Genomic DNA, 15,655 nt, shown 5'->3' on the forward strand with positions numbered 1-15,655 from the left:
CGACGTCGCACAGAGCAAAAAGCGACGTGCTTCGCCATGACCGGTTTTATAGAATGTGCCCGGTCACCAGACGCGCTTGGTGAAACCGTGATAAAGCCAGGTCCAGATCGGCGGCGGATAACGCAAAGTGGAGAGACCTTGCGGCTGGTAAGGTTTCAGCGTTCCGCCGACTGCGTCCCGCAACGCCTGGACGCTGATGTCGATGCAGGCTGCCGTCATCAGGAGCGGATAAGTGGCGAGGCTGTCGGCACGTGATGGCGTCAGGCGCTTTTCATAAAGCGTGCCGCCGGTGTCGATGCCCTTGTCGACGAGATGCACGGTGGCGCCGAAGTTTTTTTCGTCGCGCTCCACCAGCGACCAATAGCCGCCCATCTGGCCGCGGTACATGGGATTGATCCCGGCGTGAAAATTGATGACCGGGCAGGGGATGACGGCAAGCGTCGCCGGAGAGAGGATGCGGCAGGAAATCGTGAAGACGGCCGCCGGTTTCAGGCTTGTCACCATGGCGTGACAGGCAGGGTCGTTGAGGGAGGGGACGTGGGTCACGGAAACCGCTCCGTCGGGCTCGGCGGAAAGACCGTAGTCGCGGATGATCTCCTCGGATCGTTTCGCCGCGACGCTCTTGCCGAGCCGCGAGGCGATCATGGTGGCCAGCTGGCCGAGGGCTACGAACCAACCGAAACGTCTGGCGCGGCGTTTCAGCAGAACGCCTTTCGATTCCGGCTCTTCCTGAATGACGTGCAGGTCGGGGAAATGTTTGGCCAGTGCGTTGATCATCACCTGCGGGTTCACCCCGCCGGCCGTCATTACCACGATCCGAGAATTCTGGTCCGGCATGTGCCACCCCGCTCAAGCGTCGTCGGCACTCTTCTCCCGAAGATCAAATAAACGGTTAAGCCGACTGTAACGCCTGCGTGAGGTCGCCATAGCCGGTGAAGCGGTATTCGTAAGCGAGGCCGAGGTAGCTGGCGGCGGCGCGCGCCTTTTCCTGCAGGGTCTCGTCTTCCTCCTGAGAGAGGTAGACGAGCTTCCGGTAATTGCCGAAATACATCTCCTTCAACTCAGGATGCCGGTCGAGCCCGAGCGGTTCGATAACGAAGGCCTCGAACTGGCGGGCGAGGAAATCTGTCAGGAAGAAGGAGAAGATGTCGTCATCGCTCGTCTTTGCGAAGGCCTCGTTGCCGGAGAAGAAGGAATAACAGTGCGGGCCTTCGATTCGCGCTATGCCTTCGCGCTCACAAAGCCTGTCGATATCGCCGCCCGTGCCGCAATCCGCATACGCGAAGAAGATCTTTCGAAAGCCCGCGGCGCGGGCCTCGGCAACGGCCTTTTCCAGCCCGGGAACGATTTTTTGCGGATAGGCATGCCAGATTGCCGGCAGGCAGTTCAGGTCGATATGGCCGAGCCCGCCCTGCCTGCAGACGGCAAGGATTTCCCGCGCGATGGCGCCGCAGGCGATCACGTGAACTTTTTCGTGATTGGCACGTTCCTCAGCCGGGAAATCGTCTTCCGCCGGAAGCGGGTTTTCCGGAGCCATTCGATCCATATCCATCGGAGTATTCTATCATGACGGCCAAGACAGTCACGGTGATCGCCGCGCTTTTCGCGACGGTGGTTTCGCTTACCTCCTGCGGCAACACGATCCGCGGCATGGGTCAGGACACGGCGAATGCCGTCGACGCAACGCAGTCGGCAGGCAAGAGGGTCGATCGCGCCGCCCGGAACTGACCGGTCGTCGACATCTCGGCCGGCGGCGCGCTCAGGCGCCGGCGGCGAGGCTGTTGTGCTTGCGGCGAATATATTCCTTCGCGGTTTCGACCGCCACCGCCGCATCGCGGCAATAGGCATCCGCGCCGACCGCCTTGCCGAATTCCTCGTTCAAAGGCGCGCCGCCGACAAGCACGATGTAATCGTCGCGCATGCCCTTTTCCTTCAAGGTGTCTATGACCACCTTCATATAGGGCATGGTCGTGGTCAACAGCGCGGACATGCCGAGGATATCCGGCTTTTCCCGTTCGATCGCGTCCAGATAGTTCTCGACCGGATTGTTGATGCCGAGATCGACGACATCGAAGCCGGCGCCTTCCATCATCATGCCGACGAGGTTCTTGCCGATATCGTGGATGTCGCCCTTGACGGTGCCGATCACCAGCTTGCCGAGTTTCGGCGCACCGGTTTCTGCGAGCAGCGGTCGCAGGATCGACATCCCGGCCTTCATCGCATTGGCCGACAACAGCACTTCCGGAACGAAAAGAATGCCGTCGCGAAAATCGATGCCCACGATGCGCATGCCTTCGACCAGCGCCTGAGTCAGGATGTCATAGGGCGTCCAGCCGCGTTCGAGAAGGATGTTGGTCGCCTCCTCGATCTCCTCCTTCAAGCCGTCGTAAAGGTCGTCATGCATCTGCTGCACAAGTTCCTCGTCTGAAAGTTCCGCCAGGATGATTTCGTCGTCGGACATGGAATGCTTCCCTTTGGGTTCGAGGGGGCAAATCGGAAAATTGTTGCGCCTTCGAATATCTGTACCTTCAATTCGTTTCGCAATTTCTTTCGTATGCGACAGAGGCGCGTCGGAAAAACGACGGAGACCAATCGCGAAATGTCTGTCCTGTACAAACCCGTGACGCAGAAAGGCAGGGCTCGGCTTGCGCTTGCGCCTAGCATGGCGCATCAGAATGACAGGCGCGGGAAGGCGCGAGACGAGGAACATCATGGACGATCTGACCCAGCAGACGGAACCGGCAGGCGGCGCGGGACGACGCGGCCGCGGCGAACGGGGGGCAGCGGGCCGCCGGGCGGCCCGCTCCGGCAGCGGACCCGGCCCTTCGCTTCCCTATATCACCCGCAGGATCAACGTCTATGAAGTGCTGGACGAGGAAGGCCTTCAACTCATCGAGCGGAATGCCGACCTGATTCTCGAGGAGATCGGCATCGAATTCCGCGACGACGAGGAGGCGCTCGACCTCTGGGCCAAGGCCGGCGCGGATGTCAGGGGCAGCCGCGTGCATTTTCCGAAGGGGCTGTGCCGCGAACTCCTGAAGACCGCACCGAGGGAGTTCACCTGGCATGCGCGAAATCCCGAGCGCAGCGTGCATATCGGCGGCAAAGCCACCGTCTTCGCGCCGGTCTACGGTCCCCCCTTCGTCCGCGATCTCGACGGCAACCGCCGTTACGCGACGATCGAGGATTTCCGCAATTTCGTGAAGCTCTCCTACCTGGCGCCGTCCATGCATTCTTCGGGCGGCACGGTCTGCGAGCCGGTCGACGTGCCGGTCAACAAGCGGCATCTCGATATGGTCTACAGCCATATCAAATATTCCGACAAGCCGTTCATGGGCTCGGTCACCGCGCCGGAACGCGCCGAGGATACGATCGCCATGGCAAAGCTCGTGTTCGGCGACGAATTCGTCGAGAACAATTGCGTGACGCTCAACCTCATCAACGCCAACTCGCCTATGGTGTTCGACGGCACCATGCTCGGCGCGCTGAAGGTCTATGCACGCCACAATCAGGCATCCGTCGTCTCGCCCTTCATCCTTTCCGGTGCGATGAGCCCGGTGACGGTCGCCGGTACGCTCACCCAGATCCTTGCCGAGGTTCTGGCCGGGGCCGCGACGACCCAGCTCATCCGCAAGGGTTCGCCGGTTCTGTTCGGCACGTTTGCGGCCTCGATCTCGATGCAATCGGGGGCGCCGACCTTCGGCACGCCGGAGCCGTCGCTGGTCTCCTATGGCGCGGCCCAGCTTGCCCGGCGTCTCGGCCTGCCGTTCCGGACCGGCGGTTCGCTCTGCGCTTCCAAGGTGCCGGATGCGCAGGCGGCGCATGAATCGGCCAACACGCTCAACATGACGCTGCTTGCCGGCACCAACTTCGTGCTGCACGCGGCCGGTTGGCTGGAGGGGGGCCTTGTTTCCTCCTACGAGAAATTCATGATCGATCAGGACCAGCTCGGCATGATGCAGAAAATGGCGCAGGGTGTCGATCTTTCCGAGGAAGGCCAGGCGCTTTCGGCGATCCGTGAGGTCGGGCCGGGCAGCCATTATCTCGGCTGCACCCATACCCAGGCGCATTTCCAAACCGCCTTCTACCGCTCGCCGCTCGCCGACAACAACTCCTTCGAACAGTGGGAGATCGAAGGCGAGAAGCGCATCGAACAGCGCGCCAATGCGCTTTGCCGCGCCTGGCTCGACAACTATGAAGCACCGCCTCTCGACCCAGCGATCGACGACGCGCTCATCGCCTATATCAAGGCGCGCAAGGATTCGATGCCCGACGCGTTCACCTGAAGAGAGCCCGAGGCCGCCAGGGAGCAAGGCGGCGCCAGACTGGTCGCCGACTTTATCCAGGAAGGGGTCTGGCGCCCGCACTACAAATATGAGGGGCCACGTTGATCGGCCCTTTATCCCATTTGGAGCGGATATCCGAGGCGCTCGGACCATACGGCATTCTTGTGCGGGGCGTCGTGAATTTCGACGCGGGCGAAGGCCCGATGCTGGCAGATGGCTCCCGAGCCCTTTCGGTCGTTCTGCTCGGCAATGCCGGGAGTTCCATCTGGCCTGCTTTTTCCCGTTGGCGAAAAACATACCAAGGCACCGATCCGCTTGATACGTGGTCGAAGCAGCTGATCCGTCCACTGGCAGGCAAACTCGGAGCCTCTGCCTATTTTCCCTCCGATCCGCCCTGGCAGCCGTTCCAGCAATGGGCGACGAAGGCGGAGGGGCTGAAACCTTCACCGCTCGGCATCCTCATCCATCCGAAATACGGGCTCTGGCACGGTTATCGCGGCGCATTGGGTTTTTCGTTCGAGATCGAAGCTGCGCCGGCAGAGGCCAGCCATCCCTGCGATCGCTGTCTGGAAAAGCCCTGCCTTGCTGCCTGCCCGGCGGATGCAGTCGGCATTGTGGGTTTCGATGTCATGCGCTGCCGCACTTATCTGAAGCGTGGATCGGAGGGCGTGTCCTGCATGATCTCCGGCTGCCTCGCTCGAAGCGCCTGTCCGGTCGGTGCAACCTATCGCTATGAACCCGAGCAATTGCGCTTCCACATGCAGGCGCTGTTCTAAAAGCGGGTTTTGCCGGGTTGCCCATTTTTCGCGCCGACCTATCCTATAGGCGGCAGATCGCAGCGGCGGGGCAGGGCATGGCGCGGGTACCGGAAATCTGGAAGACGGCTTCAACAGCGGACGACCGACAATTCAACGCCAATTTCACAATACTCTTTGAGGACCAATATGCCGCCCGGCATTTGCGTGCCTCGGAGTTCACGTTCCGGAAATATCTTGGGGCGATCGGCGCTTTGGTTCTGCTTATGGGGCTGGTTGTCGCCTATCAGCAATGGAAGGCCGGGGAGCACCTGTTTGCCGTCGGTGCGATCCTATTGGTTCTGCCGGCAAGCTATCTGCTGGCGCGGTTGACGTTCGGTTTCGTCAAAGGCGTCGAACAGGGGTTCTGGCGCGGCTTCTATGAAAGGCGGGGGATGATCAACCGGCCGATTGCGCTGCATATGAATGCCGGCGGCTATTCGATGGATGCCGTATCCCACAAGATCAACAGCGGATGGGACAAGGTCCTCGCCGTGGAAGAGGATGCCGAGCGCTACTTTCTGTTTTACGAGCAGGATTACGTCTACATCGTCCCCAAACGCGCCTTTGAAGGGAACGATCTGCAGGCCGTGGATGAGGCCTTGCGCGACTGGTGCAGCGGCAAGTTCCGTCAGACCAGGCGGGACTGAATTTTTCTCAAATCGACCCAAGGATCTTTCCGCTTCGAACGCCTAAGGTGCAGTCGACGGAAATGCGGACACGACATTGAGCGCGGAACTGGTTCAAAGAGCTTGTGACGGCGACCGAAACGCCTTCGGTGCGCTGGTCGAGGCGCATTACGATTTCATTCACTCCGTCGCGTGGCGCTGGTGCGGCACGCAGATCGATGCCGAGGACATTGCCCAGGAGGTCTGTATTCGGCTTGGCAAGTCGATCCGCACCTTTCGGGGCCAGTCGGCATTCCGCACCTGGCTCTACACGCTGACGCTGAACGTGGTGCGCGATCACCAGCGAAAACTTGCCCGCCGGCGGCGAGACGAGGACCGGATCGCCAACGATCCCATCTTTTTTGCGCATGTGGCGCAGGAGGAGGACGACCGTGGCGACTGGCTGTGGGCGGCCGTGCGCCGCCTGCCGGACAAGCAGCGCGATGCGGTGCTGCTGGTCCATAGCGAAGGTCTCAGCCATGCGGCCGCGGGAGAAATCCTCGACTGCAGCGAAAATACGGTCTCCTGGCATCTGCACGAGGCACGCAAACGATTGAAGGACCTTCTGAAAAAGGAGGCGGTCTGACCATGACGGACGAATTCGACACTTTGAGGCGCATTCCGTCTCCGCCGCCGGCGTCCGGCGCGGCGCGTGCCCGCGCGCTTGCCGCCGCCGTTCAGGCATACGATGCGGAAGAAAAAAATGCGGCCCGCGCCCAAGGAAAATTCCGGTGGTCGCGTCCAAGCTCCATCTTCAACCGGATTTGGAGCAACAAGATGGTTACCCAGCACCGCTATCTCGCCGGCTCGGCGCTTGCGACGATGCTCATCATTCCAACGGCGGCCCTGCTTACTTTCGAACTGACCCGCGGCAACCTGCCGAATTCCGGGCAGGTGGCTCTGCCGCAGGTCGCGGATGCGCCGCGCGTCGAGCCTGTTGCGCCGAAGACGCCGGCCCAGCCGACGGGTGCCCGGCCGAGAAACGAGCAGAGCATGGCGGCTCCCGAAGCCGAAAAGAAGCTCGAATACACTCCGTCGGACGTTGCGCGTCTTTCGAATGAATATCGAGTATCCGGCGCTGCGGCAAAGCGTGCGGCTGAACCCGCTCCACCGCCGGTCTTGGCCCCGATGCCAGCACCTGCGGCTTCCGTGCTTGCGGAGCGTGCGCCGCCGCTTGCCGCCGCGCCGCGTTACGCTCCGGCTAAACCGGAACTCCTGCCGCCGCTCGAGCAGAGCCGCGACCGGTTCGCCAATGCAGACACCAATCCGGTGAAGAGCGTGACGACCGATCCGGTCTCGACCTTTTCGGTGGACGTCGACACGGCATCTTATTCCTTCGTCCGTCGCTCGCTGATGGATGGGCGGCTGCCGGAGCCCGACAGCGTGCGCGTCGAGGAGATGATCAACTATTTCCCCTACGACTGGCCGCGGCCGCAATCCGCATCTGAGCCGTTCCGCACGACGGTCACCGTCACGCCGACGCCCTGGAGTACGGGTACCCGGCTGATGCAGGTGGCAATCAAGGGCTACGAGACCGCGCCGTCTGCCGCACTGCCGGCCAATCTCGTCTTCCTGATCGACGTGTCGGGCTCGATGAATGCACCGGACAAGCTGCCGCTCCTCAAGAGCGCCTTCCGCCTGCTGGTCGGCAAGCTGAAGCCGGAGGACAAGGTATCGATCGTCACCTATGCCGGCAATGCCGGCACGGTGCTGGAGCCGACGTCGGCGCGGGAACGTGAGAAAATCCTGGCGGCGATCGACAACCTGCAGCCGGGCGGTTCAACCGCCGGTGCGGAGGGCATCGACGCGGCCTACCGGCTCGCCCGCCAGGCCTTCATCCAGGGCGGCGTCAACCGGGTGATGCTCGCGACCGACGGCGACTTCAATGTCGGGGCATCGAGCGACGAGGAGTTGAAGCGGATCATCGAGCGGCGCCGGAGGGACGGCATATTCCTGTCGGTGCTGGGTTTTGGCCAGGGCAATCTCAACGACAGCCTGATGCAGACGCTCGCCCAGAACGGCAACGGCACAGCCGCCTACATAGACACGTTGGCCGAGGCTCAAAAGGCACTGGTCGACGAGGCGGGTTCGACGCTTTTCCCGATCGCCAAGGATGTCAAGATCCAGGTCGAGTTCAATCCGCAGCAGATTTCCGAATATCGCCTGATCGGCTACGAGACCCGCGCCTTGAGGCGCGAGGATTTCAACAACGACAAGGTGGATGCCGGCGACATCGGCTCCGGCCATGCGGTGACGGCGATCTACGAGGTGACCCCGAAAGGCAGCGCCTCGGCGTTCAACGACCCGCTTCGTTATGGTCCTGCTGCCACCTCGGCTCCGGCTTCCGTTTCGGACGAGATGGCATTTGTGAAGATCCGCTACAAGCAGCCGGACGGCGAGACGAGCAAGCTCATCACCACGCCGGTGACGGAGATGAATGCGGTGCGTGATTTCGCTTCCGCGCCGCAGGATGTGCGCTTCGCGACGGCTGTCGCGGCTTTCGGGCAGAAGCTCCGCGGGGCCAATGCGCTGGATGCCTATCCCTATCGGGCAATCCTCGATGTGGCGCGCAACGCCCGCGGCGAGGATGCCTTCGGTTATCGCGGCGGTTTCATCGACCTGGTAAGGCTCGCCGAAGCGCTCGACCGCCGCTGACGCAATTCCGGCCAGGGCAAGAAACGTTCCTGAGGTGCTATGGCGTCAAGGCACCTTCAGATCTTTGCCTGAGGGTAGGCCCGCTCCAGACCGCCGGAGCGGGTCAATCCGTCCTTGAAGGCCTGGTAGGCGGGATGCTGGCTGGATTTCGCCGCTTCCATCAGCCGGATCTGCAGCCGGGCGGGGGCGTTGTTGCCGACCCACTCGCCGCATTTGCCGAGCTTCAGCGAGTTCAGGAATTTAGCCTCGGACGCCTGGTCCAGATAGAAATGCAGGCCTTCGAGCAGAAGATCGTCGGAGGTCGGGTTGTCCATCAGGAGCTTCAGCCAGGACTGGTTTTCCGGCGCAAGACCGGCAAGGCTTTCGGCTACTGTTTCGCGGCTGCCGATCGGCGATATGTTCGACATCTTGTCTTCCTCGGCTTGAAAAAATTCAGCCTCGGCGGCGGCGCCGTTCCCGGCCTGAATCGCCGCCCGATTCGCTGGCGGTCTTATTGCGCAGCGGTCCGATCTTGTCGACGATTTCCTCGATCGTCGGCCGAGGGCGCGGTGTGTAATTGTCGAGTGCCTGCCGCATGGCCGCCAGATGTTCGCAGGACGTGCCGCAGCAGCCGCCGATGATTTTCGCGCCGGCATCGCGGGCGAGACGGGCATATTCGGCCATCAGCGGCGGCGTGCCGGAATAGAAAATCTCGGCACCGCGATATTCCGGGATGCCGCAATTGCCCTTGACGATGGTGACGGCGTCCGGATCGGCGGCTGTCATGTCGAGCAGGCTGGACAAAATGTCCGAAGCGCCGACGCCGCAATTGGCGCCGACTGCGACAGGGCCTTCGCCGACATCCTTCGCGACGCCGTGAATATCCTTCGGGTCGAGGCCCATCATCGTCTTGCCGGCGGTATCGAAGGAACCGGTATAGGTATAGGGAAGACCGACCTTCGCGGCCGCTTCCGCCGCGGCGCGAATCTCTTCCGGCGAAGACATGGTCTCGATCCAGGCAATATCTGCACCGCCTGCCTTCAGGCCTTCCATCTGTTCGGCAAAGGCGGCGACCGCTTCCTCATAGGACATGGCACCGAGCGGGATCAGCAGCTCGCCGGTCGGGCCGACGGAGCCTGCCACGATGACCTTGCGGCCGGCATTGTCGGCGACCTTGCGGGCGATCTCGGCGGCTCGCCTGTTCAATTCGTGTACCCGGCCTTCCGCCTTGTGCAGCTTCAGCCGCTGGCGTGTGCCGCCGAAGGAATTGGTGAGGATGATATCGGCCCCCGCATCGACGAAATCCTGATGCAGTTTCTCGATCTTTTCCGGTGCCGCCTCGTTCCAGAGCTCCGGCGCTTCGCCGGCCTCCAGGCCCATGGCAAAGAGGTTGGTGCCGGTTGCGCCGTCGGCGAGCAATACGCCTTTTTCATTCAGAAGTTCGGTCAGCACGTTGGCGGTCGGCATGGTGGCACTCCTTGCTGCAGGATTCGTCATATAAAGATTGCTTTATATGATTTCAAGCCACGCCGATCCGCCTCTGCGCGACACTCGGAACCGGTATTGCGGCTCCTAGTCTATTCCGCAGCCATCTTCTCGGCACTGTGGCTCGCCGGCGTCACCATAGCGGCGATGATGGTCGGCAGATCGAGCAGGCCGACCGGCGCGCCATTCTCGTCGGCCACGATCGCCCGCGACTGGCCGGCCTCCGTTATCTGCTTCGCAGCCGTTTCGAGCGTGGCATTCGCTGCCAGCCGCACACCGTCCATGATGCCGTCGAACGGCCGCATCACCGTGCGCGCCTGGATGACGCGCCCGCGGTTCACTTCCTTGACGAAGGCGGTGATATAGTCGTCCGCCGGCGACAGGACGATTTCCTGGCCGGTTCCCTGCTGGATGACCTTGCCGTCGCGCAGGATGGCGATCTTGTCGCCGAGCCTCAGGGCTTCGTCCAGGTCGTGGGTGATGAACACGACCGTCTTCTTCAATTCCGCCTGAAGGTCGAGGAGAACGGTCTGCATATCGACGCGGATCAGCGGATCGAGCGCCGAATAGGCTTCGTCCATCAGCAGGATGTCGGCGTCGTTGGTCAGCGCCCGGGCAAGCCCGACACGTTGCTGCATGCCGCCTGAAAGCTGGTTCGGATAGTGGTTCTCGAAACCCGACAAACCCACCCGCTCGATCCAGTAACGCCCGCGCCTGGTGCTTTCGGCACGCGGCACGCCCTGTATGTCGAGGCCGTAGACGGTGTTCTCGATCACGGTCCGATGCGGCAGGAGCGCGAACTTCTGAAAAACCATCGCCGTCTTGTGGCGGCGGAACTCACGCAGGTCCTTTTCGTTCATCCGGCAGATATCGGTGCCGTCATAGACGACCTCGCCGATGGTGGGTTCGATCAGCCGGTTGATGTGGCGGATCAGCGTCGATTTGCCGGAGCCCGAAAGTCCCATGACCACCGTGATGCCGCCGGCCGGCATGGAGATGCTGATGTCCTTGAGGCCAAGCACGTGGCCGTGCTTCTCGTTGAGCTCGGCCTTGGTCATGCCGGCCTTGACGGACTCCACATAGTCCCGACCGCGTGGGCCGAAAATCTTGTAGAGGTTCCTGATTTCGATCCCGTGGCTAGCCATGCACGACCTCCGAGTGTTTCTGCAGCCGTTTGCCGAAGGCCTGGCTCGCGCGGTCGAAGATGATGGCGATCGCCACCAGCGCAAAGCCGTTCATGAAGCCGAAGGTGAAGAACTGGTTGTTGATGGCCTGCAGCGTGTTCTTGCCGAGCCCCCCGACGCCGACCATGGACGCGACGACGACCATGGCGAGCGACATCATGATCGTCTGGTTGATGCCGGCCATGATTGTGGGAAGGGCGAGCGGTATCTGGACGTTCCACAGCTTCTGGCCGGGCGAGGAGCCGAAGGCATCGGCTGCTTCGAGGACTTCCGCATCGACCAGCCGGATGCCGAGATTGGTCAGCCGGATCATCGGCGGCACGGCATAGATGACGACGGCGATCAGGCCCGGCACCTTGCCGATGCCAAAGATCACCACGACGGGGATGAGGTAGACGAAGCTCGGCAGGGTCTGCATCACGTCGAGGATCGGATTGACGGCACCCTGGATGCGGTCCGAACGGGCCATCAGGATGCCGATCGGCAGGCCGATGACGATGGCGATCAGGGTCGCGACGGTGACGATCGCAAGCGTCACCATCGTGTCGGCCCAGAGTCCCATGACGCCGATCAGGAGCATGCCGACGACCGTACCGATCGTGATGCGCATGCTGCGGCTGGCAAAATAGACGATCACCAGCATGACCGCGAGCACGACGATCCAGGGCGAGCTGGTGAAGAGCCGTTCCAGATAGTTCAGGAACCATTGCAGCGGCTGGGTCACCACATCGATGAGGCCGGCATATTCGCGCACGAGGCCTTTGAAGCCATCGTCGATCACCTTGCGGGCATCGCGGATATATTGGTCGCTCATCGCCGGGAATTTACAAAGAACGCCCGGCAGAAAATCGCAGCTTGCCATGCTTTTCCCCTTGTCGATTCTATTTTTGGCGGCGGCGGGCCGGCATGGCTTTCCGGGCGCGGGAGGCAGATTTTAGCAGTCTCTGCGATGGAAGTATCGCGTCATGGCGACCTTTGCATCCGACTGCCTGCGACATCGCCAGACGCCCTCGACATATCCGCCGAGCGGAAGGCGGCGCCGAAACGCCGCCTTTGGGCATCGCTTCAGAGCGATGCCTTGATCTTTTGGGCGATCTCAGGGGTAACCCACTTCGTCCAGACATCCGGCATGGTTTCGAGGAAGTGCTTGGCGGCATCCTCGTTGGTGCCCTGGTTGTCTGTCTGCCAGGCAAGAATGCTGTTGACGGTGGCGTTGGTCCACTTGCGCTTCTTGACGTAGTCCATCGCCACGCTCGCCTTTTCGGCGAACTGCTTGGTGACGACGGTGAAGGCCTGGGAGGTCGGGTAGGAATTGACCTTGGGGTTCGGGCAATCCGGCACGGCGGTGCAGGCATCCCAATCGCCCTTGTCGTGCGGCACGTCGAACGAAAGCTTGACCATCTCGTATTTGCCGAGGATGGCGGTCGGAGCCCAGTAATAGCCGAGCCAGCCGGTTTTCTTTTCGAAGGCTCCAGCGATCGAGCCGTCGAGGCCGGCTGCGGAACCCGTGTCGATCAACTCGAAATTCTTGTCCTTCGCGCCGAGCGCCCTGTAGAGGTTGGCGGTCGAGACCTGGCAGTTCCAGCCCGACGGGCAGTTGGTGACGGCTCCCTTCGACTTGTCCTCCGGCGCAGGGAAGAGCTCGGGATGGGTCAATGCCTGCTGCACCGTCTTGATGTCCGGATGAGCGTCGGCCAGGAATTTCGGGATCCACCAGCCTTCGACCGCGCCGTCCGCCAGAATCTCGGCGGCGATCACCAGGCGGCCTTCGGCAACTGCCTTGTCGAGCGGCGTGCGAACCGCGTTGACCCAGAATTCCGGCGCCATGTCCGGCTGGCCCTTTTCGTTCATGGAGGTAAAGGTCGGCATGGTGTCGCCGGTCACCAGTTCGACGGTGCAGCCATAACCTTCTTCCAGGATGATCTTGTCGACATTGGCCGCGACGCCCGCAGAGGCCCAGTTCATTTCGGCGATCGAGACCGAGCCGCAGGCTGCCTGCGCGGCAGAACCGCCAAGCGCATAAAGACCGGCGGCGAAGACGGCGGAGCAAAGGAGCTTTTTCATTTTAAGACCTCCCAGTCTTATATTGTTGCAGTGTTCATTTCGGTGGATGCGGCAACCGTATCCGATGGCTGGGGACGCAAGGTGATCAACCATGAGATGTAGTCACGCGCGGCCTGCTGAGACAATGCGTCTTGTTCGCATCCACGAAACCCTGTCACGGATACTGCGCATTTATATGTCAGCTTGAGGCAGGGTACGGTTTCCGCTTCAGAAATCAACAGGCGGTGGGTAAACGTGGCCCGCGCGGGCAAATATCAAGTGCCTGGAAGCGCGGGACTTCCGGTCGAAAAATCATCATTTGCCGCCAATCTCGGCGCCGATTGCAGCTTATGGTGGATATGGTTCACCAACCGCAAAAAAGTCACGCCTCAGGTTTGACGTTTTCTAGCCGATTAGCGGCGGTTTCTCCGAACGGATTTTTTTCGAAAAAAAAGCGAAAAAAGAGAAATTCGGATGGCTTACTCCCGGCAATAACCATCCGGTAAGAATGTCGCGTTATTGATTTTCCTGCGAGCGGTTGAGCTCGTCCTCGGCACCGGATCAGGTAGTGCGTACCGGTTGCCTTTGTCATCCCATGTCGGGTCGTGCGTTCGATCCCGGGATGTTTCATCTTCCGATTGTTATCGTATGGAAGCTGCCGCGCGAGATTGGGCTGCGGCATAGTGTCGGCTGGCCTGGTTGGTCAGCCGATGCTGTTCGTGCGGATGAAGCCCAGGAGAGAGAAGCGCGTGTCGAGCTGCCGGGAGCGGTTTTCGGCGGCGCGGTGAGGGGCCTTTGCGTTCCAGGCGATCTGAACGCCGTTCCGGTTTCTGAAAATGTAGAGCATCTGTGTATTTCCGAGATGACCGGCAAAGGCCGGCCGCTGTTCTTGTCGGACGCGGAAATAAGATCAATCCGCCTCCCGTTCAACCGAGGCGGCCGCCGTCTTATGTCGCAAACAGAATATCTGTCGCGAACGGTGAACAATGTCCTGTCGCGGCTTGCGGCCGCGCCGATTGACACCCATATGCAAAGCCTGCACCATCGTCGTGCAATGCGAATCCAGAGTTATCACCGCCAACAGGGCCGGACGCCTCTTCTCTCTACGAATCGTCCGGTCCCCTCTGGTTCAGGTCAAACTTTTCCATGACACGCACCGGCCACGTTACGCTCGTCCTCGGCGGCGCCCGCTCAGGCAAATCCGGCTTTTCCGAACGCCTCGCGAAGGAGAGCGGCCTCGAACGCCATTACGTGGCCACCGGCCGCGCCTATGACGACGAGATGCGCGAGCGTATAGCCCGTCACAGGGCCGATCGCGGCGCCGGCTGGACGACCTACGAGGTGCCGGTCGATCTCGTGTCGCATCTGGAAGATACCGACGGTCGGGGCAGGGTGGTGCTTGTCGACTGCCTGACGCTGTGGGTCACCAACCTGATGATGGAGGAGCGGGATGTCGATGCGGCAGGCGGGGCGCTGGTGCGCGCGCTCGGAACGCTCTCCTGTCGTATCATTCTCGTGTCCAACGAAGTCGGGCTCGGCATCGTGCCGGATAACAAAATGGCGCGAGAATTCCGCGACCATGCCGGACGGCTTCACCAGCGTATCGCGGCGGAAGCCGATGAGGTGTTCTTCGTGGCGGCCGGCTTGCCCCTGAAGATGAAAGGCTAGAAGCCGAGCCAGACGCGTACGGGATGCGCAGGATCGGCGATCAGCTTCAAGGCAAGCGCCAGGCAGGAAAGGACAAGCAGCGGCTTGATCAGCTTGGCGCCGTTCTTCATCGCCAGCCGCGAGCCGATCTGGGCACCGAGGAACTGACCGACGCCCATCAGAAGCCCGATCTTCCAGAGCACCGAGCCGGTTGCCGCAAAGGCGAGGAAGGAACCGAAATTGGAGCCGAGATTGATAAGCTTGGTGTGAGCCGTCGCCTTCAACATGCCGAAACCCGCGAGCAGGACGAAGCCCAGCATGTAGAAAGAGCCGGCGCCCGGTCCGAACACGCCGTCGTAAAGTCCGATCAGCGGCACGATGGTCAGTCCGAACAGGAGAGGCGTCACCCTGCGGTGACTGTCGACATCGTTGAGGTTCGGCTTCAAGGTGAAGAATATGGCGATCGCGATCAGCAGGAAGGGGATCGCGGCCGCCAGAAACGTCGCCGGAACCATGGAGGCGAGGAAAGCGCCGATCGCGCCGCCGATCAGGGCCACGCCGGCCATGGGCAATTGGCTTTTGAGATTCACATGTCCGCGTCGGGCATAGGCGATCGTTGCCGACGCCGCGCCGAACTGCGACTGCAGCTTGTTGGTGGCAAGCGCCTCCAGTGGCGGAATACCGGCGATCAGCATGGCTGGGATGGCGATGAGGCCACCGCCGCCTGCGATGGAATCAACGAAGCCGGCGAAGAAAGCGGCAAGCAGGAGAAGCAGGACGAGATGGGTGGCGAGATCATGCAAGGGAGAAAACTCGGTAAGCGTCAGGTCACGCTCACGTAAAGCGCGGGGTGCTTCTCGCACCGAACTGTCCTGGCCGCAACCGTTTGCTTTGATCGGCAGCCATGTCGCTTC

At 61.6% G+C, this 15,655-nt stretch carries 17 protein-coding genes; 7 read left to right on the top strand and 10 right to left on the bottom strand.

The genetic code is table 11. The features are described 5' to 3' along the window. Nucleotides 1-63: 63 nt before the first annotated feature. Both DMO26_RS13735 and DMO26_RS13740 read right to left on the bottom strand, forming a co-directional pair. Complete coding sequence (locus DMO26_RS13735) at nucleotides 64-837, bottom strand: formyl transferase (RefSeq protein WP_117192648.1); 774 nt, start codon at nucleotides 835-837, stop codon at nucleotides 64-66. Nucleotides 838-892: 55 nt separating this feature from the next. Continuing rightward, a complete protein-coding gene (locus DMO26_RS13740; protein WP_162894881.1) occupies nucleotides 893-1,552 on the bottom strand; it encodes a DUF1638 domain-containing protein in 660 nt (219 codons plus the stop codon). 14 nt (nucleotides 1,553-1,566) lie between these two features. On the opposite strand from DMO26_RS13740, the gene DMO26_RS13745 reads away from it, so the two are divergent. Then, on the top strand, nucleotides 1,567-1,728 hold the full coding sequence (locus DMO26_RS13745) for an entericidin domain-containing protein (RefSeq protein ID WP_117192652.1): 162 nt from the start codon (nucleotides 1,567-1,569) through the stop codon (nucleotides 1,726-1,728). Nucleotides 1,729-1,759: 31 nt separating this feature from the next. On the opposite strand, the gene DMO26_RS13750 is transcribed toward DMO26_RS13745, so the two are convergent. Then, nucleotides 1,760-2,461 carry a corrinoid protein gene (locus tag DMO26_RS13750; protein WP_117192653.1) on the bottom strand — a complete coding sequence of 234 codons (702 nt, stop codon included), beginning with the start codon at nucleotides 2,459-2,461 and terminating at the stop codon, nucleotides 1,760-1,762. A 250-nt stretch (nucleotides 2,462-2,711) separates the two neighbouring features. On the opposite strand from DMO26_RS13750, the gene DMO26_RS13755 reads away from it, so the two are divergent. From DMO26_RS13755 to DMO26_RS13775, 5 genes are all read left to right on the top strand, one after another. Further along, nucleotides 2,712-4,286 (top strand): trimethylamine methyltransferase family protein, encoded by a 1,575-nt coding sequence (locus DMO26_RS13755; RefSeq protein WP_117192655.1) that lies wholly within the window; start codon nucleotides 2,712-2,714, stop codon nucleotides 4,284-4,286. A gap of 101 nt (nucleotides 4,287-4,387) precedes the next feature. Further along, on the top strand, nucleotides 4,388-5,062 hold the full coding sequence (locus DMO26_RS13760) for a 4Fe-4S dicluster domain-containing protein (protein WP_226951286.1): 675 nt from the start codon (nucleotides 4,388-4,390) through the stop codon (nucleotides 5,060-5,062). 17 nt (nucleotides 5,063-5,079) lie between these two features. Continuing rightward, complete coding sequence (locus tag DMO26_RS13765; protein ID WP_162894883.1) at nucleotides 5,080-5,730, top strand: YcxB family protein; 651 nt, start codon at nucleotides 5,080-5,082, stop codon at nucleotides 5,728-5,730. Nucleotides 5,731-5,806: 76 nt separating this feature from the next. Beyond that, on the top strand, nucleotides 5,807-6,334 hold the full coding sequence (locus tag DMO26_RS13770; protein ID WP_117192659.1) for an RNA polymerase sigma factor: 528 nt from the start codon (nucleotides 5,807-5,809) through the stop codon (nucleotides 6,332-6,334). Nucleotides 6,335-6,336: 2 nt separating this feature from the next. Beyond that, nucleotides 6,337-8,403 (top strand): vWA domain-containing protein, encoded by a 2,067-nt coding sequence (locus DMO26_RS13775; RefSeq protein ID WP_205421214.1) that lies wholly within the window; start codon nucleotides 6,337-6,339, stop codon nucleotides 8,401-8,403. Between the two features lie 56 nt (nucleotides 8,404-8,459). Here DMO26_RS13775 and DMO26_RS13780 read toward each other — a convergent pair whose 3' ends face one another. From DMO26_RS13780 to DMO26_RS33685, 6 genes are all read right to left on the bottom strand, one after another. After that, nucleotides 8,460-8,810 carry a hypothetical protein gene (locus tag DMO26_RS13780; RefSeq protein WP_117192662.1) on the bottom strand — a complete coding sequence of 117 codons (351 nt, stop codon included), beginning with the start codon at nucleotides 8,808-8,810 and terminating at the stop codon, nucleotides 8,460-8,462. A gap of 25 nt (nucleotides 8,811-8,835) precedes the next feature. Beyond that, nucleotides 8,836-9,849 carry a betaine--homocysteine S-methyltransferase gene (gene bmt / locus DMO26_RS13785; RefSeq protein WP_117192664.1) on the bottom strand — a complete coding sequence of 338 codons (1,014 nt, stop codon included), beginning with the start codon at nucleotides 9,847-9,849 and terminating at the stop codon, nucleotides 8,836-8,838. A gap of 110 nt (nucleotides 9,850-9,959) precedes the next feature. Next, on the bottom strand, nucleotides 9,960-11,012 hold the full coding sequence (locus DMO26_RS13790; RefSeq protein ID WP_117192666.1) for a quaternary amine ABC transporter ATP-binding protein: 1,053 nt from the start codon (nucleotides 11,010-11,012) through the stop codon (nucleotides 9,960-9,962). Then, on the bottom strand, nucleotides 11,005-11,913 hold the full coding sequence (locus DMO26_RS13795) for an ABC transporter permease (RefSeq protein WP_117192669.1): 909 nt from the start codon (nucleotides 11,911-11,913) through the stop codon (nucleotides 11,005-11,007). The genes DMO26_RS13790 and DMO26_RS13795 overlap by 8 nt, the downstream gene beginning before the upstream one ends. A 203-nt stretch (nucleotides 11,914-12,116) precedes the next feature. Beyond that, complete coding sequence (locus DMO26_RS13800; RefSeq protein WP_117192671.1) at nucleotides 12,117-13,115, bottom strand: ABC transporter substrate-binding protein; 999 nt, start codon at nucleotides 13,113-13,115, stop codon at nucleotides 12,117-12,119. A gap of 682 nt (nucleotides 13,116-13,797) precedes the next feature. Then, nucleotides 13,798-13,941 carry a hypothetical protein gene (locus DMO26_RS33685; protein ID WP_162894885.1) on the bottom strand — a complete coding sequence of 48 codons (144 nt, stop codon included), beginning with the start codon at nucleotides 13,939-13,941 and terminating at the stop codon, nucleotides 13,798-13,800. A 299-nt stretch (nucleotides 13,942-14,240) separates the two neighbouring features. On the opposite strand from DMO26_RS33685, the gene cobU reads away from it, so the two are divergent. Further along, nucleotides 14,241-14,762 (top strand): bifunctional adenosylcobinamide kinase/adenosylcobinamide-phosphate guanylyltransferase, encoded by a 522-nt coding sequence (cobU, locus tag DMO26_RS13805; protein WP_117192672.1) that lies wholly within the window; start codon nucleotides 14,241-14,243, stop codon nucleotides 14,760-14,762. On the opposite strand, the gene DMO26_RS13810 is transcribed toward cobU, so the two are convergent. Further along, a complete protein-coding gene (locus tag DMO26_RS13810) occupies nucleotides 14,759-15,544 on the bottom strand; it encodes a TSUP family transporter (protein WP_117192674.1) in 786 nt (261 codons plus the stop codon). The genes cobU and DMO26_RS13810 overlap by 4 nt on opposite strands. Between the last annotated feature and the right edge of the window lie 111 nt (nucleotides 15,545-15,655).

Source organism: Rhizobium terrae (assembly GCF_003425685.1).
Classification (GTDB): domain Bacteria; phylum Pseudomonadota; class Alphaproteobacteria; order Rhizobiales; family Rhizobiaceae; genus Neorhizobium; species Neorhizobium terrae.